Origin of the sequence: Bacteriovorax sp. BSW11_IV (genome assembly GCF_000447755.1) — a bacterium.
GTDB lineage: Bacteria > Bdellovibrionota > Bacteriovoracia > Bacteriovoracales > Bacteriovoracaceae > BSW11-IV.
In genome coordinates this window covers 41,766-67,384 of record NZ_AUNE01000029.1, presented here as the reverse complement: position 1 = coordinate 67,384, position 25,619 = coordinate 41,766, and the positions used below count along the sequence as shown (strand labels likewise).

Annotated in this window: 27 protein-coding genes and 1 riboswitch; of the genes, 8 read left to right on the top strand and 19 right to left on the bottom strand. The window is 36.6% G+C overall.

What is annotated here, in order from left to right; translation table 11 throughout:
• The first annotated feature begins 1 nt into the window (after position 1).
• The 3 genes from metH to M899_RS08410 are packed head-to-tail and all read left to right on the top strand — an operon-like array spanning position 2 to position 4,837.
• Positions 2–3,721 carry a methionine synthase gene (metH, locus tag M899_RS08420; RefSeq protein WP_021271020.1) on the top strand — a complete coding sequence of 1,240 codons (3,720 nt, stop codon included), beginning with the start codon at positions 2–4 and terminating at the stop codon, positions 3,719–3,721.
• Positions 3,721–4,137: a hypothetical protein gene (locus M899_RS08415; RefSeq protein WP_021270957.1), complete on the top strand. Its 417-nt coding sequence runs from the start codon at positions 3,721–3,723 to the stop codon at positions 4,135–4,137. The genes metH and M899_RS08415 overlap by 1 nt, the downstream gene beginning before the upstream one ends.
• A complete protein-coding gene (locus tag M899_RS08410; RefSeq protein ID WP_034728556.1) occupies positions 4,124–4,837 on the top strand; it encodes a hypothetical protein in 714 nt (237 codons plus the stop codon). Before M899_RS08415 ends, M899_RS08410 begins: the two co-directional genes overlap by 14 nt.
• On the opposite strand, the gene M899_RS08405 is transcribed toward M899_RS08410, so the two are convergent.
• The 3 genes from M899_RS08405 to M899_RS08395 are packed head-to-tail and all read right to left on the bottom strand — an operon-like array spanning position 4,834 to position 6,388.
• Complete coding sequence (locus tag M899_RS08405) at positions 4,834–5,514, bottom strand: response regulator transcription factor (protein ID WP_021270955.1); 681 nt, start codon at positions 5,512–5,514, stop codon at positions 4,834–4,836. The two genes, M899_RS08410 and M899_RS08405, sit on opposite strands and share 4 nt — an antisense overlap.
• A gap of 55 nt (positions 5,515–5,569) precedes the next feature.
• Complete coding sequence (locus tag M899_RS08400) at positions 5,570–6,052, bottom strand: hypothetical protein (RefSeq protein WP_021271016.1); 483 nt, start codon at positions 6,050–6,052, stop codon at positions 5,570–5,572.
• A gap of 12 nt (positions 6,053–6,064) precedes the next feature.
• Entirely contained in the window at positions 6,065–6,388 is a 324-nt protein-coding gene (locus M899_RS08395; RefSeq protein ID WP_021271013.1) for a hypothetical protein, read from the bottom strand.
• 148 nt (positions 6,389–6,536) lie between these two features.
• Between M899_RS08395 and M899_RS08390 the strand changes: the two genes are divergently transcribed.
• Positions 6,537–7,316 carry an endonuclease/exonuclease/phosphatase family protein gene (locus M899_RS08390; protein ID WP_021271011.1) on the top strand — a complete coding sequence of 260 codons (780 nt, stop codon included), beginning with the start codon at positions 6,537–6,539 and terminating at the stop codon, positions 7,314–7,316.
• Here the strand turns inward: M899_RS08390 and M899_RS08385 are convergent, their stop codons facing one another.
• Positions 7,317–8,213 (bottom strand): phosphatidylserine decarboxylase, encoded by an 897-nt coding sequence (locus M899_RS08385; protein WP_021271009.1) that lies wholly within the window; start codon positions 8,211–8,213, stop codon positions 7,317–7,319.
• 110 nt (positions 8,214–8,323) lie between these two features.
• Here M899_RS08385 and M899_RS08380 point away from each other — a divergent pair, with 110 nt between their 5' ends.
• Positions 8,324–9,403 (top strand): S1C family serine protease, encoded by a 1,080-nt coding sequence (locus M899_RS08380; protein WP_021271017.1) that lies wholly within the window; start codon positions 8,324–8,326, stop codon positions 9,401–9,403.
• Between the two features lie 27 nt (positions 9,404–9,430).
• Here M899_RS08380 and M899_RS08375 read toward each other — a convergent pair whose 3' ends face one another.
• A complete protein-coding gene (locus tag M899_RS08375) occupies positions 9,431–10,789 on the bottom strand; it encodes an ammonia-forming cytochrome c nitrite reductase subunit c552 (RefSeq protein ID WP_021270983.1) in 1,359 nt (452 codons plus the stop codon).
• A complete protein-coding gene (gene nrfH, locus M899_RS08370) occupies positions 10,786–11,238 on the bottom strand; it encodes a cytochrome c nitrite reductase small subunit (protein WP_034728554.1) in 453 nt (150 codons plus the stop codon). The genes M899_RS08375 and nrfH overlap by 4 nt, the downstream gene beginning before the upstream one ends.
• Before the next feature lie 147 nt (positions 11,239–11,385).
• Between nrfH and M899_RS08365 the strand changes: the two genes are divergently transcribed.
• Positions 11,386–12,138: a type 1 glutamine amidotransferase domain-containing protein gene (locus tag M899_RS08365; RefSeq protein WP_021270991.1), complete on the top strand. Its 753-nt coding sequence runs from the start codon at positions 11,386–11,388 to the stop codon at positions 12,136–12,138.
• Here the strand turns inward: M899_RS08365 and M899_RS08360 are convergent.
• Positions 12,128–12,463, bottom strand: coding sequence for a translation initiation factor (locus M899_RS08360; RefSeq protein WP_021270986.1), 336 nt, complete (start codon positions 12,461–12,463; stop codon positions 12,128–12,130). The two genes, M899_RS08365 and M899_RS08360, sit on opposite strands and share 11 nt — an antisense overlap.
• Positions 12,464–12,562: 99 nt before the next feature.
• On the opposite strand from M899_RS08360, the gene M899_RS08355 reads away from it, so the two are divergent.
• Positions 12,563–13,228, top strand: coding sequence for a thermonuclease family protein (locus tag M899_RS08355; RefSeq protein WP_021271002.1), 666 nt, complete (start codon positions 12,563–12,565; stop codon positions 13,226–13,228).
• On the opposite strand, the gene M899_RS08350 is transcribed toward M899_RS08355, so the two are convergent.
• From M899_RS08350 to M899_RS08295, 12 genes are all read right to left on the bottom strand, one after another.
• Positions 13,229–14,176: a FecCD family ABC transporter permease gene (locus M899_RS08350; RefSeq protein ID WP_021270961.1), complete on the bottom strand. Its 948-nt coding sequence runs from the start codon at positions 14,174–14,176 to the stop codon at positions 13,229–13,231.
• Positions 14,173–14,946, bottom strand: a complete 774-nt coding sequence (locus tag M899_RS08345; protein ID WP_021270962.1) for an ABC transporter ATP-binding protein — start codon at positions 14,944–14,946, stop codon at positions 14,173–14,175. The genes M899_RS08350 and M899_RS08345 overlap by 4 nt, the downstream gene beginning before the upstream one ends.
• Positions 14,939–15,739: an ABC transporter substrate-binding protein gene (locus M899_RS08340; protein WP_021271021.1), complete on the bottom strand. Its 801-nt coding sequence runs from the start codon at positions 15,737–15,739 to the stop codon at positions 14,939–14,941. Before M899_RS08340 ends, M899_RS08345 begins: the two co-directional genes overlap by 8 nt.
• Positions 15,736–16,245 (bottom strand): energy transducer TonB, encoded by a 510-nt coding sequence (locus M899_RS17675; protein ID WP_021270978.1) that lies wholly within the window; start codon positions 16,243–16,245, stop codon positions 15,736–15,738. Before M899_RS17675 ends, M899_RS08340 begins: the two co-directional genes overlap by 4 nt.
• On the bottom strand, positions 16,245–18,008 hold the full coding sequence (locus M899_RS08330) for a TonB-dependent receptor plug domain-containing protein (protein WP_021271012.1): 1,764 nt from the start codon (positions 18,006–18,008) through the stop codon (positions 16,245–16,247). Before M899_RS08330 ends, M899_RS17675 begins: the two co-directional genes overlap by 1 nt.
• Positions 18,009–18,022: 14 nt before the next feature.
• Positions 18,023–18,139: riboswitch (cobalamin riboswitch) on the bottom strand.
• 5 nt (positions 18,140–18,144) lie between these two features.
• Positions 18,145–19,173 carry an ABC transporter permease subunit gene (locus M899_RS08325; RefSeq protein ID WP_021271004.1) on the bottom strand — a complete coding sequence of 343 codons (1,029 nt, stop codon included), beginning with the start codon at positions 19,171–19,173 and terminating at the stop codon, positions 18,145–18,147.
• On the bottom strand, positions 19,170–20,204 hold the full coding sequence (locus M899_RS08320; protein ID WP_034728550.1) for an ABC transporter permease subunit: 1,035 nt from the start codon (positions 20,202–20,204) through the stop codon (positions 19,170–19,172). Before M899_RS08320 ends, M899_RS08325 begins: the two co-directional genes overlap by 4 nt.
• Positions 20,205–20,229: 25 nt before the next feature.
• Complete coding sequence (locus M899_RS08315; protein WP_021270994.1) at positions 20,230–21,870, bottom strand: ABC transporter substrate-binding protein; 1,641 nt, start codon at positions 21,868–21,870, stop codon at positions 20,230–20,232.
• Positions 21,871–21,960: 90 nt separating this feature from the next.
• A complete protein-coding gene (locus M899_RS08310) occupies positions 21,961–22,644 on the bottom strand; it encodes a hypothetical protein (RefSeq protein ID WP_021270993.1) in 684 nt (227 codons plus the stop codon).
• A gap of 15 nt (positions 22,645–22,659) precedes the next feature.
• Positions 22,660–23,367, bottom strand: coding sequence for a class I SAM-dependent methyltransferase (locus M899_RS17670; protein ID WP_021271010.1), 708 nt, complete (start codon positions 23,365–23,367; stop codon positions 22,660–22,662).
• A complete protein-coding gene (locus M899_RS08300) occupies positions 23,364–24,032 on the bottom strand; it encodes a hypothetical protein (protein ID WP_021271008.1) in 669 nt (222 codons plus the stop codon). The genes M899_RS17670 and M899_RS08300 overlap by 4 nt, the downstream gene beginning before the upstream one ends.
• A gap of 11 nt (positions 24,033–24,043) precedes the next feature.
• Complete coding sequence (locus tag M899_RS08295) at positions 24,044–24,475, bottom strand: hypothetical protein (protein ID WP_034728548.1); 432 nt, start codon at positions 24,473–24,475, stop codon at positions 24,044–24,046.
• 140 nt (positions 24,476–24,615) lie between these two features.
• Between M899_RS08295 and M899_RS08290 the strand changes: the two genes are divergently transcribed.
• Positions 24,616–25,446 carry a trypsin-like serine peptidase gene (locus tag M899_RS08290; RefSeq protein ID WP_021270998.1) on the top strand — a complete coding sequence of 277 codons (831 nt, stop codon included), beginning with the start codon at positions 24,616–24,618 and terminating at the stop codon, positions 25,444–25,446.
• The last annotated feature ends 173 nt before the right edge of the window (positions 25,447–25,619 follow it).

Sequence of the window (25,619 nt, the reverse complement as noted above, 5' to 3'; positions counted from 1 at the left end):
AATGAAAACAATTCCTCTGACTTCCTCTGGTCTAGAGCTTGTAGAAACTTTGAATCAACGTCTAGTGTTCCTTGATGGGGCCATGGGAACGATGATCCAAAGATATAAATTAACTGAAGAAGATTATCGCGGTGATCGTTTTAAAGATCATCACCTCGACCTTAAGGGAAATAATGATCTTCTTAGTATCACTAAGCCTGAAGTTATTTACGCTATTCATACTCAATATTTAGAAGCTGGTTCAGATATCATTGAAACAAACACTTTCTCTGGTACTCAAATTGCCCAAGCCGATTATGACCTGCAAAGTGTCGCCTATGAGATCAACAAAAAAAGTGCTGAGTTAGCAAAGAAAGCATGTCTTGATTTTATGGCCAAACATCCAGACAGAAAGTGTTATGTGGCCGGAGCGTTAGGCCCAACAAATAAGACATGTTCAATATCACCTGATGTAAACAACCCTGCCTATAGGGCCACATCATTCGACGAGCTTGTTGAGAACTATTACGAACAAATATGCGCTCTTGTTGAAGGTGGAGTTGATATTCTTCTTCCTGAAACGACATTTGATACACTCAATCTTAAGGCCGCAATTTTTGCTATTGAAAAATTCCATGAAGGGAGAGCAGAAAGATTTCCCATCATGCTCTCAGTGACGATTACAGATGCATCTGGAAGAACCTTATCTGGTCAAACGGTAGAAGCTTTTTGGAACTCAGTATCCCATGCTAGACCAATTAGTGTGGGAATCAATTGTGCCCTTGGTGCTAAAGAAATGCGCCCTTATATTGAAGAACTTTCCCAAATCTCAAATACATTTATTAGTTGCTACCCAAACGCGGGTCTGCCTAACCCTTTGAGTGATACTGGTTATGATGAAAAACCAGAGGACACTTCATATTTGCTAAAAGATTTTGCGCAATCTGGTTTCATTAATATTGTTGGAGGTTGTTGTGGTACGACTCCAGATCACATTCGTGCCATCGTCTCTACACTAAAAGATATTAAACCTAGAAAAAAACATTCAATAACTCAGGCCCTAAGACTCAGTGGCCTTGAACCACTGACAATCTTCCAAGATCAGAATAGACCATTTTATATGGTTGGAGAGAGAACAAATGTCACGGGTTCACCGCGCTTTGCTAAACTCATCAAAAATGGTGACTTCGAAGCCGCGCTAGATATTGCGAGAAGCCAAGTAGAAAATGGCGCCAATATCATTGATATTAACTTTGATGAGGGGCTTCTTGATTCAGAGGCCTCTATGACTAAGTTTCTAAACCTTGTGGCCAGTGAACCAGATATTTGCAAAGTACCTATTATGATCGATTCCTCTAAATGGTCGGTCATTGAAGCTGGTTTAAAGTGCATTCAAGGTAAAGGAATTGTCAATTCGATCTCTTTAAAAGAGGGTGAAGAGAAATTCAAAGAACACGCAAAAATCATCTCTCGCTATGGCGCTGCAATCGTAGTCATGGCCTTTGATGAACAGGGACAGGCAGCTTCAAAAGAAGATAAAGTTCGTATTTGTCAAAGGGCCTATCGCATTTTAACGGAAGAAGTTGGAGTTGATCCTACAGATATTATTTTTGATCCAAATATTCTTACAGTGGCAACTGGTATTGAAGAGCACAACTCTTACGCCGTTGATTTTATCGAGGCCGTTAGAGAAATTAAAAAGACATGCCCTGGCGCTTTAACAAGCGGTGGTGTTTCTAATATTTCTTTCAGCTTTAGAGGAAATAATATTGTACGCGAGGCCATGCACTCGGCCTTTCTATTTCATGCTATAAAAGCAGGCCTAGACATGGGAATCGTCAATGCTGGGATGCTTGAAGTTTATGAAAATATCGATAAAGAACTTCTAATAAGAGTTGAAGATGTTCTTCTAAATAGAAACGACAATGCCACAGAGGCCCTCGTTGACTATGCTGAAAAGATTAAAGGCAGCGAGAAAAAGAAAACTGAAATTGACGAAAAATGGCGCCATGGAACTTTAGATGAAAGAATCACCCATGCTATCGTAAAAGGTGTCACGACATATATTGAAGCCGACACAGAAGAGGCCCGACAAGAACTTCAAATCCCATTAAAGGTTATTGAAGGTCCTTTAATGAATGGGATGAGAGTTGTTGGAGATCTTTTTGGTTCAGGAAAAATGTTTCTTCCGCAAGTTGTAAAAAGTGCCAGAGTCATGAAGCAAGCTGTTGCTTACCTTCAACCTTTTATGGAAGAGGAAAAAAGAAGAAATGCAAATGCTCGTGGGCAGTCAGTATTTGTTATTGCGACAGTTAAAGGTGATGTTCACGACATTGGAAAAAATATTGTCTCAGTCGTACTTGCTTGTAACGGTTTTAAAGTTATTGATCTAGGTGTTATGGTTTCATGTGAGAAAATCATTGATGAAGCTAAAAAACATAATGCAGATATTGTAGGTCTTAGCGGACTCATTACTCCTTCATTAGATGAAATGATTCACGTTGCAAAAGAATTTCAAAGATCGGGATTTACAACACCAATTTTAATTGGTGGGGCGACGACATCAAAGGCCCACACGGCCATTAAAATAGCTGAGCACTATGACTCACCTATTGTTCATGTTGGAGATGCATCTCTTGTTGTCGAGGTTTGTTCAAATCTAATCAATCCTGAAAAAAGAGAAAAGTTTGCTATTGAATTAAAAGAAAATCAAAAAAGATTAAAAGAAAGATTCCAAAAAGGTCAAAGCGACGCTTCTCGTGTTGTCTCTTTTGAAGATGCAAAAGAAAATAAACTTATTAGCTTATGGGATAAAATAGATATCCCAACTCCAACTTACACTGGAGTAAAGGTTTATAATGATATTTCTCTAGAGGATTTAGTTCCCTATATTGATTGGTCTCCATTTTTTTGGACGTGGGAACTAAAGGGAACATATCCAAAAATATTAGGTCATGATGTTTATGGCCATGAGGCAAAAAAACTGTTCAATGATGCCAATAAACTTCTTGAGCGCATTATTGCTGAAAAGAGATTTACACCGAAGGCCGTTGTTGGTCTTTTCAAAGCGAATTCAATTGGGGATGACGTAGAAATTTACAATGATAATGGTTCTGTGGTTGATACTTTCCATTTTCTAAGACAACAAAAAGAAAAAGTTGAACACGGTCATCATCATATGTCCCTAGCTGACTTTATTGCACCAAAAAGTTCAAATAGAACTGATTATCTTGGCGCTTTCGCAGTCACAATGGGTCAAGATGTAGAAAACTTCGCAAAACATTTTGAGAAAATTAACGACGATTATAATGCCATTATGGTTAAGGCCATTGGAGACAGACTTGCCGAGGCTCTTGCTGAATATCTTCACAAACGAGTTCGTGATGAGTTTGGGTTTGGGATGGATGAGAAATTTTCAAACGAAGATCTCATTAAAGAGCTATATAGAGGAATTAGGCCGGCACCAGGTTATCCTGCATGCCCTGATCACACTGAAAAAGAAATTCTATGGAAAGTTTTGAACGCCAATGAAAATATTGGAGCAACACTAACAGAAAACTTTGCTATGAATCCTCCATCTTCAGTATCTGGACTCTATTTTAATCATCCAGATGCGAAGTATTTCACTGTTGGAAATATTGGCCGCGATCAAATTGAAGATTATGCAAAAAGAAAAGGTATGCTGGTCAAAGAAATTGAGAGATGGTTATCTCCAAATCTTGATTATGAGCCGGAGTGCTAGTGATAGATAATGATCAAAAAAAGCGCGCCTTCGAAAATGCGAGGGCAAGCGTTTCTCTAAAAGATATTTCGGATGAAGAGCTTACAAAAATACTGAGCTCTTGCGCTTCTCTTGAACAATTTTCAATAATTTTCCAATATCTTTTCAAGGCCTTTAAATCTAATCCCAATGGCCATAGTGTTATTACAAAATTTTTCACTATGGTCGATAATTCGAGTTATTCATTAGCTGAATGGATCGAAACGATTGAAGTATTTCATAAATGGCTTTGTGGACAAAAAAGACAAACAGACTTTCTAAAAATGATTGGCTATCTTCAATGTTCTGATCTTGCTCCAGACAATCGTGAAGTAAAGCATGATTTCAAAGACCTTGTAAGCGACATGCTAAAAACTTATGGCTATGTCGGAAAATAACACCTTTCAAACATTTGGAATAGGCAGCTTGCCTTTTAATACGGTTAAAGAAGCCATTGACTACGCTTTATCTCATGACGTTGCCTTTTTACCGCAACTCCCTCATTTAGAGGGGAATATGATAAAAGCATGTATTGAAAAAACTTGTTTGAGTCTAAATGAATTGAACGCAAGATTAATAAAGGGTCCATTAAAGATTCAGATTCCTGGCCCCTTATCCTCAAATCTAGATACAAAAGTTATTCTTGATTATTATCATTATCTTAAATCAAATCTCGTTCACAAAGATTTAATTGTATTTATTGATGAACCTTTTTTTCCAAAGATTACAAAAGCACATAAAGAAATTATTGAAATCATAAGAGAAGATCATCCAATTGGACTTCATTCATGTGGAACTTTTAATTTGGATGATACTATATCTTTAGGATTTGATTATCTTTCCTACGATATTTACTTAAATCATCAATTCACATTAGAAGATGTTCTTCAATATGAAATAGAACCTGTGCTAGGGATTGTTCCAACAATGAATGATTGTGATTTAGGCATGCTCGAACAACAGATTTTTCCTATTATTTTAAAGAGAACAAAAGCAATATACCTGTCTGCCACTTGCGGACTTGCAGACAGAAATATTGATACGTCTTTAGTTCTAAAAAATTTAAATAAAATAAAAGAAAAACTCTCTAGTAACTAGAGGGCCTCTGGGGGTAAGATAGTAACGCCTTTTTCACGAATACAACGAATAACACCGTTGAACTCATTGATCTTTTTTCTCAAATTCGAAATATGAGTATTTAGGGCCCCTTCACCAATTTCTTTTCCTGGCCAAATACTACTAACAATTTCATCGCGAGGAACGATAGTTCCGACCTTCTCAGCTAAATGAATTAGAATTTTAATTTCATTCTTTGTAAGAGAAATTGTTTCGCTATTAACTTGAACCTCATAGATTTCACGATTGATTTTCAAATTACCAATTGTGTACACGGCCGAAGTGAAGTGTTTTTTGAAATGAGCAATTCTATTTTTGATACGAACAACGATTTGATCTACAGACATACTCTTAGAGAGAACTTCATCAAATTCAATTCTCAGGGCCTGAATCTTCTTATCGTTATTTAAACTTCCACTTAGAAGTAAAATTGGGCAACCATTATAGCTACCGTGTTCTCTAATTTTTTCAATTAGAGAAAAGCCATCAATCATCGGCATATGTAAGTCGATTACAATCGCTTTGAATTCATCTTTACCTAAAATATCTACGGCCTCTAATGAACTATTTGTAGATTTAACTTCAAAAAATTCAGAAAGAGCACCTGTCATTTCTTCGAGAAAAAGCGCATGGTCATCGACCAATAAAATTTTATCCATTTTTATTCCCTCTGTAATAATAGGATTTTATTGGCCAACGGTAAAATCGTCAATACTAACAATTATTCCTTATAAAATCCCCAAGAAGAGATTGATAAGTTGTGGAACCCCAAAAGATGACTTGTTGATTAGATGTTTTGCTCTGCCTTTTGCGCGTTCGCAAATCAGAAATAAAGTTTTCTAAATTTTGAAGCATTGTTTTAAATATTTCGGCCTCGCTGTCAGTCATATTTACTTTTTGTAGCTTCATCCCTACTTTTGGATTTTTTGCAAAATAAGACTCGATCATAGAGTTTGTAATCTCCTTAATTTCGTATTTCACATTATCTTCTGAATTTATTTCACTTAATTTTTCTTTATTCATAAATGAGTACGAGTATCCATCAAATCCGATGACTCCCTTAGACTGCAATTGAAATAAAATAGACTTTACCCAAGTCAAAGTCAGACCGATATCATCAGATATCCTCTGAGCTGTTTTGTTACCTGCTCCAATTGACTCTAATACTGCACGCTCTAGCATCATTACTTTGTTCATACCGACCCCTTATTATGCTTGTTTTTCGATTAAATGTGACTCTGTTGATAAATGTTTAAAGAACAGCTTTCTTTCACAAAGATCAGCAATCTCCTTCAGGGCCGTCTCATTAAGTGATACAAGACAACTTTCAGCTAGTGTAATAAGCGATTCACTAGCAACCTTGTCGCTTATTAATTTTTTGAATATTAAGTATTCTTTAAGTTTCATTTCGGCCCCATTAACAAGACGAAAACAACGAGTTACTTGAATACCTGTTACCGAAGACATTTCTTCGTATGTTGGTCTGTTATATAAACTCATAAACTGATCAAGTATTTTCTTCTGCTCACTCATAACCCTCTCCCGTTCGCAATTTTTTCACTTTTGAAGCACGATTTGTGCCAATTCTCATTGCAGAGTAAACTATTGGAATGACAATTTTGGGGGCATAATAGCGTTCTCAAACAAGTACAACCTGTTCTCATATGGATACGGAGAGCCCATGAATTTTAAAATTGCTACGAGCAATATTCGATTTGATAACCCGAATGATGGTATTCACGACTGGAAAGGCAGACGTGAAATTCTTGCGGAATGTATTAATGAATTTTCACCGGACATTCTGGGGACACAAGAAGGACGCGAGAATCAAATCAAAGATCTTGCAGGCCTACTTAAGAATTTAAAATTAATTGATGAACACAGGGATTGGATTGATGAAAGAATGTATCCCTGTATTTATGTTAATCCTGAAAAAATTAATGTGTATGAGAGTGGAGATATCTGGTTGAGTGAAACTCCATCAACTCCGGGTTCAAAGTCTTTTGAGAGTGCGTTTCCTCGACTTTGCACGTGGGTGAAAGCTCATCATCACCAATCAGGTAAAGACTTTTTCTATGTTAATACTCATCTTGATCACGTGTTATCAGAAACGAGATCAAGGCAGATTGAGGTTCTTGTTGAAGAGTGCAACAAAGTTAATGATGAAAAACTACCCATGATTTTAACGGGCGACTTTAATGAATCACCTTTTGAGGCCGTTCGTCATCGTTTAAATCATCACTGGCCAGAGCTTAGAGATACTTGGTTTATGCTTAGAAAAGATGAAGAGCCATCACACCATGACTTTTCTGGACACAGAAAAGAAGGAACAAGAATCGATTGGATTCTCACTTCACCAGACTTTCAGGTAATAGAAATGGAAATGTATAAGAAGAACAAAAACGGGGTTTACCCTTCGGATCACTACCCCGTTTTTGGATCATTTAATTTAAAAGAATAACTAGGCGTTTGCGACAGGTGTTCCGAGTTTAACGTATGTCTCGATTCCTTGTGGAGTGTATTGTAAAATCTCTTCACAAGGCTTCCACTTACCTTTCTCCCCGATAACAATAACTGTAGAGCCACCAAATAAGAAAAATCCTTTTTCGTCCCCACGATTAAAGTTTGTTAAATCTGTCGATTGTACAATTTTTCCTACGCAAATGGCCCCAACTTCAACATAAGCGAGTTTACCAAAGTTTTCAGTTTCAAGAATTGTCACTTCGCGAATATTTGTTGAAAAGATATCGGCCTTTTCTTTAAGAGCGATTGGGTTTACAGAGTGGTATTCTCCACCCACTTTGTAATAGTCCACAACTTTCCCATTATCAGGAAAATGAAAGCGATGATAATCCACAGGACATAGTCTTGCTAATAAAAGAGGACCATCTTGAAATGTACTCGTCCATTTCTCATTACCAAGAAGTTCCTTAGCATTAAGATATTTTCCTTTTACAGGAATCGTATCGTTGTCATTGATAGATTCATATCCAAAGTATCTTGCTTCACTAAATGCAGGCATTACTGATTTCGTTGATGTAAAAGGTCTTTTTCCCTCTTTAAAGCGACGAATAAAAAAAGCATTGAAAGATGAATAGGGATCAATTTCTTCTCTTCCTTCTTCGGGAAGATAATCATCGATAGCAATATTAAAATCTTTGATAAAGGGATCTACTTTGGATTTGGACCAAGCACTTGATTGAATAGCACCGTAAATTACACTCAGCGGCGCTTTTACCAGTAAATTTGTTAGAGTTTTTCCCATTTCAGATTGGTACATCCAGCGCACGGCCTTATCTCCATACACTTTTTCAATCTCAAAATTGCCATTTTCTCTATTAAAGTATTTTATTTCCAAGGACTTAACTCCATTTTGACATAATTTTTGCCGCATCTTTTCTTGCGCAAAATTTCACACGATTATATCTATATAGTAACGGTGGAGCAAACAATCCAGGAGGAAAAGTTGTGAATTTGTTAAGCAAAGTAGTTATCCCGCTCACTCTTGTCACCTCAATAAACACCTACGCTCTGTTTGGACAAGATGAATCAAAAAATCTCCTTGAGTACGAAAAGAACACGATCAATGTCTATCAACAAAATGTAAACTCTGTTGTGAACATTACAAATATCAGAAAGGTAAAACGCGGTTTTATTTTTGATTATATGTCCACAGAAGTTCCTGCGGGGGCCGGCTCTGGGTTTGTTTGGGATAAAGATGGTCACATTGTGACTAATTATCACGTTGTCGAAGATGGGGACAAGTTCACAGTAACTTTTCATAATGATAAGAAACAATACAAGGCCAAACTTGTTGGAGTTGAACCTCTGAAAGATCTTGCTGTTTTAAAACTTGAAGAAAGACCTGGTTCTCTTGCACCAATAATTACAGGAAATTCAAAAGATTTAGTGATTGGACAAAAGGCCATGGCACTTGGAAATCCATTTGGATTAGACCACACAATTACTGCAGGTATTATTTCTGCAACAGGGAGAAGTATTAAAGGAATTGGCGGGGTATCAATTGCTAATATGATTCAAACAGACACATCAATTAATCCAGGGAACTCTGGTGGACCACTTCTTGATTCAACAGGCAGAGTTATCGGTGTTAATACAATGATCTATAGTCAATCTGGATCGAGTGCAGGTGTAGGCTTTGCAGTTCCTATTGATACAGTCAAAAGAATTGTCCCTGAACTTATTAAGCACGGGAAAATTGTTAGACCAGGATTTCGCATAGGTGTTCTTCCTGAGCCTTATAGAGATCGTTTTGGAATTAAAAAAGGTATAGTCATCACTTACGTTGATGAAGATGGTCCGGCCGGTAAAGCTGGTATGAAAGGAATGACACGTGATGAATATGGCCGACCATATGTTGGAGATATTTTAGTAAAGGTGGATGGAAAAGAAGTTAATAACTTTGATGAGATTTACAATGTACTAGAAAATTACAAAGTCGGCGATGAAGTTGAGATTGAATATATAAGAGATGATAAAGTTAAGAAGACAAAGATGAAATTGGCCACAACTGGTGATATCGATTAAAAAAAGGAGCCATAGGCTCCTTTTTTATTATAGTGATTCAATTCCTTTACGAGAATAATCCAATGACATCATCAGTACTCTCGCCGCTTCTTGAGGAGCATGGAAGCCTGTGGAGTTTTCAGCTTCAACGAAATCCACTAAGAATGAAGCTTTTCTGTGGAACTCTCTGGCCTTATCAAGCTTCTCTTTTGCAACTCCATTTTTTTGAGCGACATCAATGGCCTTAATCAATTCCATTAGTGTATTTAGGGCCATATCTCTCATCTGAATGTGACGATCTTGAATCGTTACGACTCTATCCATCAACTCATTTTCAGAAACATTGTGACATGTTTGACAAGCTCTATTGATATTAAGCATCGGGCTTCTAACATGGTGATCAGAATACTTCTTCGCCCCAACTCTCTTATATGGCATATGACAATCAGTACAACTTACACCGGCCTTTGCGTGAGTTCCCTGAGACCACATTTCAAATTCAGGGTGCTGGGCCTTTAGCATATTAGCACCTGTTGTTTTATGAACCCAGTCTTTGAACTTTACGTCTTCGTAATAAGATAAAATCTCGTCTGCTTTAAGACCTTTATGCCAAGGAAACGTTAGACGTTTATCTTCACCTTTAAAATAGTACTCAACGTGACATTGAGCACAGACAAAAGTACGCATTTCTTGTCTTGTAGCCATTTTATTAACGTCATAATTATGAACACCAACTGTCTTCTTATATTCAGCGATACCTTCAATAAATCCAGGTCTAGTTACACGCAAAGACATATCTTTCGGATTGTGACAGTCAATACATGAGACGGGGTGTTTAACGTTTTTAACGGCCTCATGATAAGGCAACTTATTTAATGCCTCGAAACCTTTATTTAAATTCCCATCACCAAGAACAACCATCGCCTTATATGTTGAGGCGTGACAGTTTAGACAGGTCCCAGGCTGAGGAACACTTTGTCTTCCTGTATAAATTTGATCTTCAAGCATATAAGCGTGGCCTCTTTCTTCTCTAAAATCTTTTGAGAATGCATAGCCGAGCCACATCGTGACTAGTCTGTGATCTTCTTCAAGTTTTGATTGAGAGACCTGAACTCTTGGATCATTTTTTGTTGGCATTTGAGGAAGGGCCTCACTACCACCATGCTTAGTTCTGACTTGGTCAACAGTCTTTAAATAATCTTCATACTGTTGCGGAAAGCTTTCTCCCCAAACTTTAGGATCATCCTCTAGATCTCCTATCTCCTTAATGATGAAGTTAGAATGTTTTGCTTCATTCTTTTTCTCCATGATATTCAAAGCGAGAAGGAAAATTCCTCCAGAAAGAAGTGAAACAATAATTCCGAGGAAGAAGTACTTTGTACTTAAGAACACGATAATTTTTTTCATAAGTCATGACCTACTTTTGAATGGCAATGTAAACAATTTATTGGTTTTGATTTATCTATAAACATATGGTCCGTCATACTGTTGTGACATTTCAAACAGGCCTTATTTGTGATGTCTTTATTGAAATCTTTAATTTGAATTGGGTATTTAAAATCACCAGTAGTGAAGGCATATCCATGATTCCAACCATTGACGGCCTTGCTTAAATATTTGAGAGCAAAGTTATCTGGTGTATGACAATCATTGCAAGAAGCAACGTGACGGTGAGTTGATTTTCCCCAAGCGTGATATTCTTCGTCCATAATATGACAATTTACACAGGCCTTTGGATCATCCAGTAAATAGGAATACCCTTTACTGTATGTAAACGTCGCCACAGCGAACCCTGTTGGCACAGAAATTACAACGAGCCATATCAACATCGTTGTTGAAAAAAATATACCAAACATTCTCATAAAATTTCTCTCTCTTTGCCCCCTATTCTATTATGAGCAAGAGGAAAATTAAAATGAGATATGTCATATAACTTTTTTATTTTATTCAGAATCAAGAAAACTTAACCTTGAAAAACAAAGCTTTTAATTTAAAATCAAAGAATGAATCGTAAAGTTTTAGTACCAATTCCCAGTTTTGATTTCGACCCAACAGAAGTTGCCATTCCTTGGCAAATTTTAAAGAATAACGGCATCGAAGTGGTCTTTGCGACACCCAATGCAAAATTGGCACAATGTGACCTTATTATGCTCAATGGCCGAGGTCTTGGGCCATTTGCTTCTACGCTGATCGCGAATAATGATGCTAAAAACGCCTTTGAAAAATTAATGAATGATCGTAATTTTCAAACCCCTATTTCTTGGGATCAAATTGTAGATTTCAAATTTGATGCACTCTTACTCCCTGGGGGTCATGCACAAGGTGTGAAGGAATATTTAGAATCAAAAATATTACAAGTAGTCGTATCAGATTTTTTTGAAAAGGATTTACCTGTAGCGGCCATTTGCCATGGCGTTGTGCTGGCAGCAAGAAGTAAAGACAAACAAGGTAATAGTGTTCTAAAGGACAAAAAGACAACCGGACTTCTTAAGACCCAAGAACTCCTTGCTTGGTTTATCACTTACCCCTGGATGAAAAACTACTATCGAACATACAAAATGACAGTTGAAGATGAAGTGAAATCTTTTTTAAAAAGTCCGAAGCAATTTATTTTGGGACCAGTCCCTTTGCTTCGTGATAGTGCTGAAAATTTAAAACCTGGATTTGTTGTTGAAGATGGGAACTATATTTCTGCCAGATGGCCGGGTGATGCCCATGCTTTTGCACAGGCCCTCGTTGATAAACTTATCCCTTAACTTTGAAACCTTTTTTAATAAGAAGTTCTTTAACTTGATTCTTCTTATCACCTTGAATTTCAATAGTCTCGCCCTTAAAGCTTCCACCCGTTCCACAAGCGGCCTTTAAATCTTTTGCTAGTTTTTGAAAGTAAGTTCCATTTTGAGGAAGGTCATAGACTACGGTGACAGTTTTCCCGCCACGACCATTTTTTTCTAATCTTAATTTTAAAGTTACATTGGCCGGGACAATTTCGACTTCAGTTAAAGTCTTTTTATTTTTATCAATGAGATTCTTTCCTGAACCATCAGATGAATAAACAATTTCATAGTCTTTATCGCTCATACTCGACCCCTTCGCTTGAAAATCTTGTAAATTTTACCACATTATCGCCTTAACGCGTCTCAAAAAGTACACTGGCGCCAAACTCACCAAGGACAATGAATGTTTAAATTTTCTCAATTAATCCTAGTACTTAGTTTTCTCTTTTCTTTTACCACGAACGCGATTGTTGTTGAAGGAACTGTTGCAAGTATTCATGACGGCGATACTCTTAGAATGGTTGTTCCTGGTATGACAAAAGAAGTTCGTGTTCGATTCATGGGAATTGATACGCCAGAAATTGATTTCAAAGGATTTTCTCAAGGAGATATTTCTTTTGAAGCCAGAGACTACCTAAAACAACTACTACCAATTGGGGCGACAATCCAAGTTGATACTGGTGACCAACTAACTGATAAGAACAACAGGCTTCTTGGTACAATTTATTATGATGGTATTAATATCAACAGAGAATTATTGAGATCGGGTCTCGCAGCGATGTATTTTATTGCCCCATATGAAAAAGATATCGTGGCAGAATATGTACAAGTTGCAAAAGAAGCTTACCTTGCAAAAAGAGGAATGTTTCAATATGAAAAAAATGAAGTCGAACTTCCTTATCAATTTAGAATGAGAGTACAAGGGTTCATTGGAACAAATATTGTAGGAAACTACGAAACGAAGAAGCTCTATTCTCCAGAAGATATTGAAAAAGTACCTCCTTATGCGAGAGTATTTTTCAAGTACGAAGAAATGGCATTTCAAAGAGGATTTAAGTGGAGGGACTAACTAGTCCCTCTTTTTTTGCAATAAAAAGTAGATAAAAAATGGACCGCCAAATAAAGAAGTAATAACTCCTACAGGTAACAAAAAGTCCGCAAAGAAAACTCGTGAAATCAAATCACATAAAATCAAAAAGGCACCACCAAACACAGCAACAAATGGAATAAGTCTTTTGTGATTATGTCCTACAATAATTCTTCCAAAGTGAGGAACAATCATTCCCACAAAACCAATTGGGCCACACTCTGAAACAACACCGGCCACAAGAAATGAAGTCATAAGAAAAATTTGAATTTTAAGATTATGAATATTAATACCCCTCGTTTGAGCGATATCATCTCCCATAGATAAAAGATTCAACTCCAAAGGCCTTCTTGATAAGTAAACGAGAGCGATGACATAAAATGGAAGAACATTTAAAGGTGTTTCCATTCCCACAACTTCAATTGATCCCATAAGCCAACGGATAATTCTTACTGCATCCATTTCTCTTACAAGAACTTGAATTAACAAAATAAGACTAGAAAAAGTCATCGAAAGTGCAATTCCCGTCAACAGAACCGTATTCATATGAAGTTTATTTTTACGACTTCCCAACAAATAAACCAAAAGAACTGTTGCAAAAGACCCTATTAAGGCAAAAATTCCAGCACCAGAAAAACCGATTAATGAAAAGCTCAATCCCAGTGCAATATAAAAAGCGACCCCGAGCGATGCACCTGAAGCAACCCCTAAAGTATAGGGTGTCGCTAAGGAATTGCGAAACAACGCCTGGAAGCTCATTCCGGCAAGAGCAAGTGATGATCCGGCTATAAAAGTAAGTAGAGTTCTTGGCACCCTTAGATTTTGAAAAATATAACTATTTACATCACTAATGCCAAAAATGGTTTCTCCAAAAAAAGGTGAAACTAGAACGAAAAAAATTAAGGCAATAACAGACAACCAAAACTTCACACATCCTCCCAGCCGACGAGAAATGGAATATGTGTTCCTTCATCTGAATACATTTTAAATCTTAAATTAAAAAGCTCATTCATTTGAGAGTCGCGAACAAATTCACATGGACCACCAGAATAGAAAACTCTTCCATTCTTAAGAGCTATTAAATGCTCTGAGATCTGAAGGGCCATATTGATATCGTGAGAAATCATGATGATTGTTTTACCACTACTTTGCTCTTGTCTTAAAAGTTTCATGATCTCAAATTGATGACCAGGATCGAGAGCGCTTGTAGGCTCATCCAAGACAACATACTCACTGCCTTGAAACAACGCACTCGCAACATAAACCCTTTGTCTTTCTCCACCACTTAAAGAATTAAGTGAACGATTTAAAAGAGGTAATATATCGAGTTTTTGAAGATACAACTTAGCGAGTTCGACTTCGTCACTTGTAAGTTTTTTTGAACTATCCCAGAATGGGTATTTTGATAATTCCATCAAATCCCAAACTGAAAAATCTGAAAGAGCATCAGAGTTTTGTGACACATATGAAACTTTTCGAGCAAGTTCTTTTGCATCATAATTTTGTAATAACTTTTGATCTATTGAAAGATTTCCACCCGAATGATTTTGAAGACCACATATCATACGTGCAAGAGTCGTTTTCCCTGCGCCACTGGGTCCAATAATTGAAGTAAAACTCCCCTTTTGAATATCCAAAGAGATATTTGTAAGAATTTCCTTATTATCAATTTGATAGGTGATATCTTTAAGACTAATCAATTCGATAGGCTCCCATAACTTCAACTAACTTTGAGATATTATGATCGGGCACTCCAAACTCGGCCCCAGAAATCTCAATAACTCTATTATTAGAGACAGCATTAATACCTTTTATTGATCTCATGGCATTCGAAAAATCTTTAGGCATATCTTTTGATGACAAATAGAATATGATATCAGGATTTAATTTTATCAAATTCTCAAGATTAATCTTCGGATACCCTGTTGCTAATTCAGAGGCAACATTCAGATGTCCAGCAAGTACTACAATCTCTCCATAGAGCCCTCTTCTACCCGCAACATACATATCTTTGATTTTTCCATTGCTAACATCTGCACTAACAACAAATAAGGCCTTCAAGTTGGAACGTTTTCTTTTTTTAGATTCAGTAATCATTCGATCAAAAATAACCTGTCCCTTTTCTTTAACATCAAGGGCCTCAGAAATTTTTAATACACTCTCCATAACTCCTGAAATACTATCGTGATCGACAACAAGAGTTGGGATGTTCATTTTTTTCAACCTCTTATCGAGATCGGATACGGCCAATTTCGGAATAATAACAAGATCGGTTTTTAAAGAAAGAGCTCTTTCATAATTAAAAGCAAGACCCGTACCAACAACAGGTAATTTTTCTGAAATTTCACAATATGGAGAAACTCCAACAATGAGTTCTTCTTTACCAAGGGCCTTTATAATATTTGTCACACTAGGTGCTGTAGATATAACTCTTTGTGCAGAATAGGCCGAAAGAGATGTAAAAAGAGATAAAGTAATTAATAAGATTTTCATTTTAGTTTAAAATTAAATTCAAGAGTTTCTCTACTCTCGATATTTTCTCCGTCTAAAGTTGCTGGGGTAAAGCTTGTTTCTCTAGCGGCCTTTAGGGCCGCTTCATCAAGTCTAACATGTCCACTAGAATTTTCCACTACAGCAGATTTGACTACACCCTGACTATCAATCTCAACTAAAACAGTCACTATGCCCTCTTCTTCAAAAAGAACAGATCTTGCAGGGTATTCTGGAGCTATATTTACCTTTGCAAGGGCGCCTTTTAAAACACCACTTTCTTTCACAGACTCTATTGGTGTTGGATGAATCGTTTTTCTTTTTTCACTCACATTCTTTTCTTTAAGAACTTCGCGAGGACCACTTATTTTAACTTGAATTGAAGAAGGTCCCTGTTTAAATGACACCATTGCACCCTGAGTTTTTCTCTCAATCATACCTGCTGTAAAGAATAATCCATGCAGGCCTAATGAAATGAATAAAGAATAAAAAAGTGCTGTGTTTTTCATTAAAAGCTAAACTCCCCAGTAACTAAGAAATTGCGACCTGCTGTAGAATAATTTTTTATTTGTTCATATTTTTCATCAAAAATATTATTGATACTAATCTTCAAATTAAGCGTCTCATTGATTTTTGCTTGAGTATAAAAGTCTGAAAGAATGTAGCTCTTTAAAACATAATTATCTGTTTCATTTCTTTTACCAACATATCTTGTACGCAGTCCAAATAGATAATTTTCAAATTTTAGATATTCCAATCCGAAATTCCAAAAATGTCTCGCTCTTCTTGCTAGGTATTTACCACTACCACTTTCAATGGCCCTCAAATAAGTATAACTACCGTCAACTCTGAAAACTCCTGCAAAAAAGTAGTCTAGTGAAGTTTCAAGGCCCTGAGATTTAGACCTATCTCTATTCTCGTACTTTGAAGAATAAACAATTTGATCTCTATAATTAGTATTAAAGTATGTTAGCTCAAAAGAACTCGGTCCCATTTTTTTTGTTAAAATAACATCAACACTTTCACTTTTTGTTGGTTTTAGATTTGAATTACCACCAAAAGGAGAATAAAGTTCATCAAGTGTCGGGGCCTTAAAGGCCGTTGCATAATTGGCCTTTAGAGTAATCTGCATCGGAAAGTGATAACCAACTCCAAATTTTGTAGTCACCTTTTCTGCTTCAGAAATTCCAGAAGTTATACGTACACCTTGATCTGAAAATACATTTTTCCATTTAATAAAATTTAACCAAAATGCACTTCTCTCATTATCATGACGATTGTTGTAAGAACCGGATGCCGTTACTTTATTTCTTTCAAAATCAAAACCAAGCATAGTCTTCCAAGAATTATTGATCTTATAGCTAGAATCAACTGTAACCTTTTGCTTTCGTCCGAAATATTCTAATGAATAAAGCTCATACACTCTCTTTGTCGATGATTCACTTATTTTTAAACTACTTTGTAATGAATCAGAGAATTTATAATGATGGGCAATTGAATTTGACCACTGCTTAAATGTAGAACTATCTTTGGCCCTAACATCAGCATTATTGTTATCAATTTCAGCGTCGCTATTTATCATTTTAACGACAATCGTTGTTTCTGATTTTTCACCATGGTAGGTAATTTTCCCAGTAACATTTGTCTGAGCATATGAATCTTTCTCCAAAAGATTACCCACACTTGAAGAAGAAAATGAATCTGATTGCAGTGTACTGGCATTCAAATGAAAAGACAGATTGTCCTTTCTTGTACTCATGGAACCACCAATTTTTTTAGTATTGTATGATCCATAGCTACCATAAAATGATGAACGACTCTTATTTGCGGCCTTTGTCGTAATATTAATTACACCAGAAAGAGCATCGGCCCCATATAGAACTGTTTGAGGGCCTTTAAGAATCTCGATACTTTCAATTGAATTTAAATCAAGATGCTGTAATTCAAACTGGGCCCCTATTGAACTTGGATCATTAACTTCTATGCCATCAACTATAACAAGTAGGTACTCGCTCTTAGCACCACGAATATAGGTGGATGTCGTCTGACCAATTCCACCAGTACTCCCCATTTGAATTCCGGCCCTGGCCTGTAAAAAATCGGGTAAATTCATCTGGTTACTATTTTGAATATCTGACTCAGAAAAATAACTTACTGAGCTTGTAACATCATCTTTCGATTTAGAAATTTTCTCTGCGACAACATCAACCTCAACTAAGGCAGAAGTTGAAAGTGAGAGAATAGAAAGGGAGATCGGTATAATTTTTTTCATGAAAGTCCTCCTCGGGAATTCATTTCATCTTAGGGATCGGACTTAGACAGTTGTCATCACCGTTGCGGGACAGTCCTGGAATCAAACCAGGTTCACCTAAAATAAAAGGGCCCAGCATTTAGCCGGGCCGTATTTTTTAATCTACTTGAGCTTTTGGATCAAAGGCATCTCTTACACCGTCACCAACAAGTACGAACATAAATAATGTCGTAAAGAGGGCCGCTGAAGGATAAACCGCTAACCACCATGCGATACTATAATTTTTTTGAGCTTGAGAAAGTAGCTCTCCCCATGAAGGTGTTGGAACTTGAAGACCAAAACCTAGATAATCAAGAGAGGCCAAGCTTGCGATCAAACCAGCAATAGTAAATGGTGCAAATGTAATCAATGGAGTCATTGAATTTGGAAGAATATGCTTAAAAAGAATAGAAGACGTTGATGCTCCCATACTTCTTGCAGCCTCAACAAATTCAAGCTTTCTATTTTTTAAGAACTCTCCACGAACATAGTAACTAATACTAATCCATCCAAAGATAGATGTAATAAGAACAAGAAGAATCAACGTTGGTTGAAAAATCGATACGAGAATCAATAATAGAAAGAAAACAGGAATAGTACTAAATACTTCCACAATTCTCTGTCCTACGATATCCACAGTACCACCGAAGTATCCCATGATCCCACCAAATATCGTTCCTAGAACTGTTGAAATAATCCAAACAAGTACAGCATAACTGATCGAATATTTAAAACCATAAATCAATCTTGTTAAAACGTCACGACCACGATCATCTGTACCAAGTAGGTTTGCACTAGTCGGTTCACCAGGAAACTCATATACATCATTATTTGATTCATAGGGATCCCATTGAATCGCTGGCCACACTGTCGTAATTTGCGGATTATCTTTAGCAATTTTTCTGTAATCTACAACTAGGGAATCCGTAATACCGAAGTCTTTTGGATGGTAGTCATTGAAAACAGGAAAAAACACTTTTCCTTCATAAGTCATGAAAAGTGGTTTGCTGTTCGCGATAAGAGGCGCTGAAAATGTCATGATTGTCATAACAACAAGAACCACGACTGCAAAAACAGCAGATTTTCTTGCCTTAAAACGCTTATATCTTTTTAAAGTAAGTTCGTTTTTAATTCTTTTTTCTATCATGCGAAATCAATCCTTGGGTCAACAAGTGTATAGATAATGTCACCAAGAAGGTTTCCAACTAACATCAATACTGACTGAATAAAAATCAGTCCCATAATAACATTGTAATCTCTTGCCAAGATCGAGCTATAACCAAGTAGCCCCATTCCATCCAAGTTGAAAATAGTTTCAATTAGGAAAGAGCCTGCAAAGAAAACAGAAAGGAAACCACCAATACCTGTTACAACTGGAATTAGAGCATTTCTAAGAGCATGCTTTAGGTAAACGGCCTTATCTCCAAGACCCTTAGCTTTAGCTGTTCTGATATAGTCATTCTGGATAACATCTAACATTGAGTTCTTCATTAGAAGAGTTAGAACAGTGAACTGTCCAATCATGTAACACACACACGGTAATACAAAGTGGTGAACACGATCCCAAAATCTTCCTAGCGTCGTTAGTTCTTCATAATTGTCAGAGTAAAGCTCGCCAATTGGGAACCACTCAAAAAATCTTCCACCAGCAAAATATACGATCAATAAAATACCAAGCATAAAGCCAGGAATTGAGTACATTGCAGACAGTAGAAAACTAGAAACTACGTCGAATGCTGTTCCACTTTTAACTGCTTTAAGCACTCCGAGAGGAATACACACAATATAGGAAAGGAATAAAGAGATAATCCCAAACTGAAGTGACACAGGTAACTTTGAAGCGATAACGTCAATGACTGGCTCTTCGTAAGTAAAACTCTCACCAAAGTCTAATTTCGCTAAGTTCTTCAACCAAATGAAGTAACGAATATGCATAGGCTTATCAAAACCATATTGCTTATTTAGAGCTTCGATAACTTCTTCTGAAACACCAGAGCTGTTTGAGCTACCACCAAGGTTCCCGCCGCCTTTATCACCAGCACCTGAAAATCTTAGCTGTTGAATCTTTTGTTCAACAGGTGAACCTGGAGCTAGGTTAATTACAGCAAATACAATAACAGTGACCCCGAACAATGTCGGGATCATCAGTAATAATCTTCTTAAAATATAGTTTAACAATTCGTCCTCCGAACCTTTACCTTAACTACTTTTCAATCCACCAGTAATCAGTTCCAAGACCATATGTAAACGTATCTTTTACTTTCTTCATTCTTTTTGTGTGAGCGTAAAAAGTAAATTTCTTGTTAAATAAGAATACGTATGGAGCATCGTCAGCAATTGTTCTGTAAACATCTTTTAAAAGAGGAATTCTCTTGTCTCTGTTTAGCTCAACTCTTGCTTGATCAATTAGCTTATCAACTTTTGGGTTTTTGTAGCTAATAAAGTTCGAACCACCACCATCAGCAGATGATGAGTGCCAAATTTGCTTTGGATCCCAATCAAGTCCACCACCAGACCATGCAAGTCTAACGGCTTCGAATTTCTTTTCATTTAATAGAGTGATGAAAGTGTTCCACTCGATGAACTTAACGTTAACATCAATACCAGCTTGCTTTGCATCTTCTTTGAAGATTGTTAGGTATTTTACGAAATCTTGAAGAGGCTCAAGAATTGTAAATGAGAAATTAACTTTTTTACCATCGATCACTTTATCAAGGATCATATCGCCATCAGTATCTTTCCAACCTTCAGCTCTCAAAATTTCAAGGGCCTTTTTTGGATCAAAAGGAATTGGCTTTACTGACTCATCAGCATACATAGATGTCTTATAAAGAGGACCAGTTGCTGGTTCAGATAAACCATACTGAAACTTCTCAATCATAAGTTCTCTATTGAATAGATAAGTAAGGGCCTTTCTTACGTTTTTAGATTTGAAAAGTGGGTTATCCATGTTCCAACCAACAAATGCATATCCTTGAGGACCTTTGTTTGCTGTTTGAACTTTGAATACTTTTTTACCCCAAGCTGCACCTTTTGCTTTTTTAACATATTCTTCTGGTTGAAGACCTAGGAAATCAATGTCTCCCTTTTCAAGTCTTTGAAGAGCAATAGTTCCATCCTTAACAAATCTCATAAGGATTTCATTATAGTTGTAAACACCAGCGTAATCGGCAACAGAGTTCCCCCACCAGTCTTTATTCTTTTTAAGTTTTAAATATTTCCCACGAATTACTTCATCAAGAATATATGGTCCTGTACCAACAAGAGATTTGTTTAACTCTTTTTCTTGTTCAGCTGTTGGGTTTTCATAGATGTGCTTAGGAACAATTGAAAGTCCTGTAGCAACAGTTTCAAAGTTATTGAAGTATGGAGTCTTAACTTTGAATCTTACTTTATTTGGAGCGATGATCTCACAGCTTCCAATATTTTCGTAATATGGTTTCTTAGTTGCAGTCTTGTATTTATTCTCTGGGTGCATAATTGCATCAAAAGAGAATTTAACGTCTTCAGCAGTTAATGGTTTTCCATCGTGCCACTTAACTCCGTCTCTTAGAGTAAATTCAAAAGTGTTTCCATCTTTTGAAATTGTCCAGCTCTGTGCAAGAGATGGCATGTACTCTAGGTTGTCTTCGTTTTGATTGACTAGAGTTTCATTAATATATCTTTGAACAACTGAAGCGTAAGCATCAGTTGACGACAATGGATTTAATGTCGTCGGTTGTGTTTCAAGGTTGTACTTATAAGAACCACCTTTAACAGCTTTAGCATTTCCAAGAGGCGCTGCATGTGCCCCAACGCTTGCAAGAAGCATAGTCGCAATAAGAGACTTTCTAAAAATTGTCATAGTCACATCCTTTGCTAAGAACAAAGTTAATTTTTGGATATTTGTATTTACTTAATATTACACGATCTGACCAGTAGCAAAATGACACCGCTACTTGCGGTAGTAGAGATTAGGATCAAGTGACCATCTGTCGAGAGCAAGGTTCTCGTCTTCAACACGATACTTTTCTAGCTTGTGATTTACTTCATCAAGCCTAATTTCAAGACCTTTATAGTTACGAAGCGCATTAATCTTATCTTCTTCGAGGTTTTGGAGTTCTTTTTGCCATTCGGCCATTAGTTTCTCGCGCAAAACTTCGTAGCGCAAATTTACAGCGTTGACCTTCTCAATATGTGCGTCAATTTCTTTTTGGCTTCGCGACATTTTGCTTTGCAAGGCCAAACGTTTTTTAAGAAGGATCTCCACGACCTCGCGACCCATCTTTAAATTATTAACTAAATCCTGGCTGAAAAATTCCAGATAGACACCGTGATCAAGTGAGACAGTTTTGCTACAGTCCTCAGCATTTGGCACTTTTAGCAAGACATAATCGCTTGTTCTGCCGGTAACGTAGGCCAAGCATCTGCGGCCCATGCGTTGTTGATTCCACAATTCTACACGATCTTTTTTATTGATGTATTTCACATTCGGAAACTCAACCTTCACACGCAAAAGCCCAGCTTCTAAATTAAATTTAGAAACGCGCCCCGCGAAATGTCCTTCATCGTCTTTGTAAGTAGCAAAGACAGAAAATGAAAGAAAAAAGATCAGGTATTTTATACTAATGTTTCGCATCAATTCCATTTGACACTATTTTTTGACTTTTTTAAAGGCAGAAGAAGATTCCTTGGTCTTCTGCAAAATAATGCTCGCTCTATAATCACGCTCGTGAATTGGTTCTTCATATTTTAAAATTCTAAAACCTGGAAACAACTTTAAAAGCTCGCTCTCTTTTAAAAGAGCTCCATTATCTGATGGGTCAAATCCTTTTACTGATTTTTGGCGCTCAGTGAATGCTTCAAAAATTACAATCCCACCAGGCTTCAACCATTTCATAAATCTTTCATTCATATTCTTTTCGACAAAATAAAAACAAATGATCCCATCCAATGATTCATCAGGAATATTATATTCTTCAAGTGGTGTTAGAGCAGTATCGATCCTCACCTCAAATTCACGAGCAAGCATACGGGCCTTTCTGATTGCTTCAGAACTTATCTCAACACCTGTTACTTTATAACCTTTAGAGGCCAAGAATACAGCGTTTCTCCCCTCACCCATTCCAATGTCGAGAATCTTGCCACCAAATGGAAGAAACGTATAATTGTGAGCTAGAAAAGATGAGGGGGCCTTGCCATAAACATAGCGTTTCTCACTATATTTTGTGTCCCAAAAAGCTTTTGTATTGCGATCTTTTCTGATCCCAGACAAAAGTTCATAACGATTTCCTGATACAGGTTGCTTTGCAAATGTATTCGCACAGAATAACAGAGAAAGTAAGACGAGCTTTAAAATCATTTAAGATCCTTCAAATCGTCTTTATTGAAAAGTCCTAACAAGGTATCTTCACCGTTCAAATTCTTTGTTGGAGATCGCTTGTCCTCTTCAGTCATTGTCTCAATTTCTTCTTTTACATCTTCTTCAATTCCAAATTCCAAAGATTCGATATCAACAAGTCCGCTATCTTCTTCTGTATGAAATTCAATATTAAAGCTTGTGGAAGTAAAGTCTCCAACTGTTTCATCATCTGTTGTTTCAAAATTATACTCTTGAGAAAATTCATGTTCTGAACTTTCCTCTTCCTCTCCAATTTGCAATTCTGCATTAATAAATAGAGAGAGCGTATTATAAAGTGCTTTTAATTCTCTGAGAAACATTCTGACATTATCATCAACAGAAACGGGCATATCTTCTGTATGATAAAGATACCATCTCATGTCATCTATCTTTCGATAATAAGCTTCAAGTGCCATGATAACATCTTCTGAACAAAACTTTAGATCAGAGGGAGAAATAAGATCATAACGAGATTTAAAAACTTCTTTGAAGTGATCTCTAGTTCTTTTTTGAGAAAAGATATGAAGGTACTCAACTTCCCTTTCTTTTAAACGCGTATAGAGTCTTTCGGCATCTAATTTTAAAATTGTTAAAATCCTACGAGTATAAATCTCTTCACGTTCCATTTAATCCTTCCTTACATTGGGAGTTTGGCCCTCCTACCGCCAGGCCAATTCTCTGCACGCTTTGACTTCTCTTGAAAAATCATAAGAGCAATCTCTCGTGCAAGATCATCCATCTCTATAGGTAATTTTATATGGATATAAGATTTTTGGCGATATATGTTTGCGTGTATTGGATGGGGAGCAAAAGAACTCACGTCAAAAACGGCCAATTTACCTGATTTCATTGCAAAATCTAGGTATCTATTTTTCACTTTCAAAAAGTTATTTCTAGTTTCAATGTTTTTTTCGATACACAAAATATAGTCACGACCAGTTAACTTCATATTTATAAGATCAGAAACCCCGATTGGGACGAGGGTTATAGAATACTGTTGAAAAACTCTACTTAAGTAGAAGAATTTTTTGTCTAGTTTAGGTTCTGTCTGTAAATATAAAAGGTGCATAACAATCCTCCACTCTCCTCTTCGGAAAAGGGAAAGAGCCTTTTAAGTTGTTCAATTTACACAGGAATTTTTTGCCTACACAGGGCCATAAAAAGTTCACTTTCACTATCAATTTTCAAGTATTTTGCTAGATTCCCCCTATGAAATATTTAATCCTCTTACTCACAATTTTAAATGCGAATGCTGACATATTTGATCAAGATGATCGTCTACAGATAAAAGACGCTCCTCTTGAAATTCAAAACATTGGTCAATCTGTTGGTGCACTTATTAGAAAATCAAATCTTACGAATTTGCCAAGTGGGGATTTTGCACTTCAAGGAATGCCACTCATTGAAAAAATGAACTTTTGTCCTGACGAACGCTTTGCTCATGAAAGTATAATTGCCAATTGCTCCGGTGCACTTATTAGTGAAAATACTTTCTTAACAGCTGCTCATTGTATTGATGAAGACAATGGCGCCTCCTGTGATCAGTATGCTATCTCATTTGATTATGTTTCAAATACTGATCAACAAAAGAATTTCACTTCAAAAAAAGAAAATACATATTTCTGTAAAAAGGTAGTTAAAGTCCTAGCAGACAAAAACTATATGGGACGAGATCTTATTGTGATTGAGCTTGATCGCAATGTTGTAAATAGAAAACCTCTGCATGTTAGAAAAGAAAAACCTGAAATTGGCGAAGAGATATTTATGATTGGATTTCCTCTGGGAATCTCTCAAAAGTATACTCACAATGGTTTCATCGAAAAGAATGACATCTTTCGTGACAGTTTTATCCACCACCTGGATACATTTAGTGTAAATTCTGGCTCACCAATTTTTTCAACAGAAAATAACGACATCATTGGTGTTCTCGTAAGAGGAACTGGAATGAATACTGTCAAAGATGGTGAATGTTATCGCTGGGGTGTTGATGCTAAATCATCAGGCTATGGTGCTGGAAACTTTTTAAATAATTTCTTCTAAATAAAAAGGGCCCTTTTTCCTTGCCGACTCAAAACTTGGAAAAAGGGCCCGATTTACATTTCTACTGGGAGCGAATGGAGAAAATTCGGGGAGAGAGGGAATGAAAAACTCATTTTCTCACCAGTAGTATTTCTAATTCTTCCGTGAATTAATTAGGCATTTTAGTAGAGTTG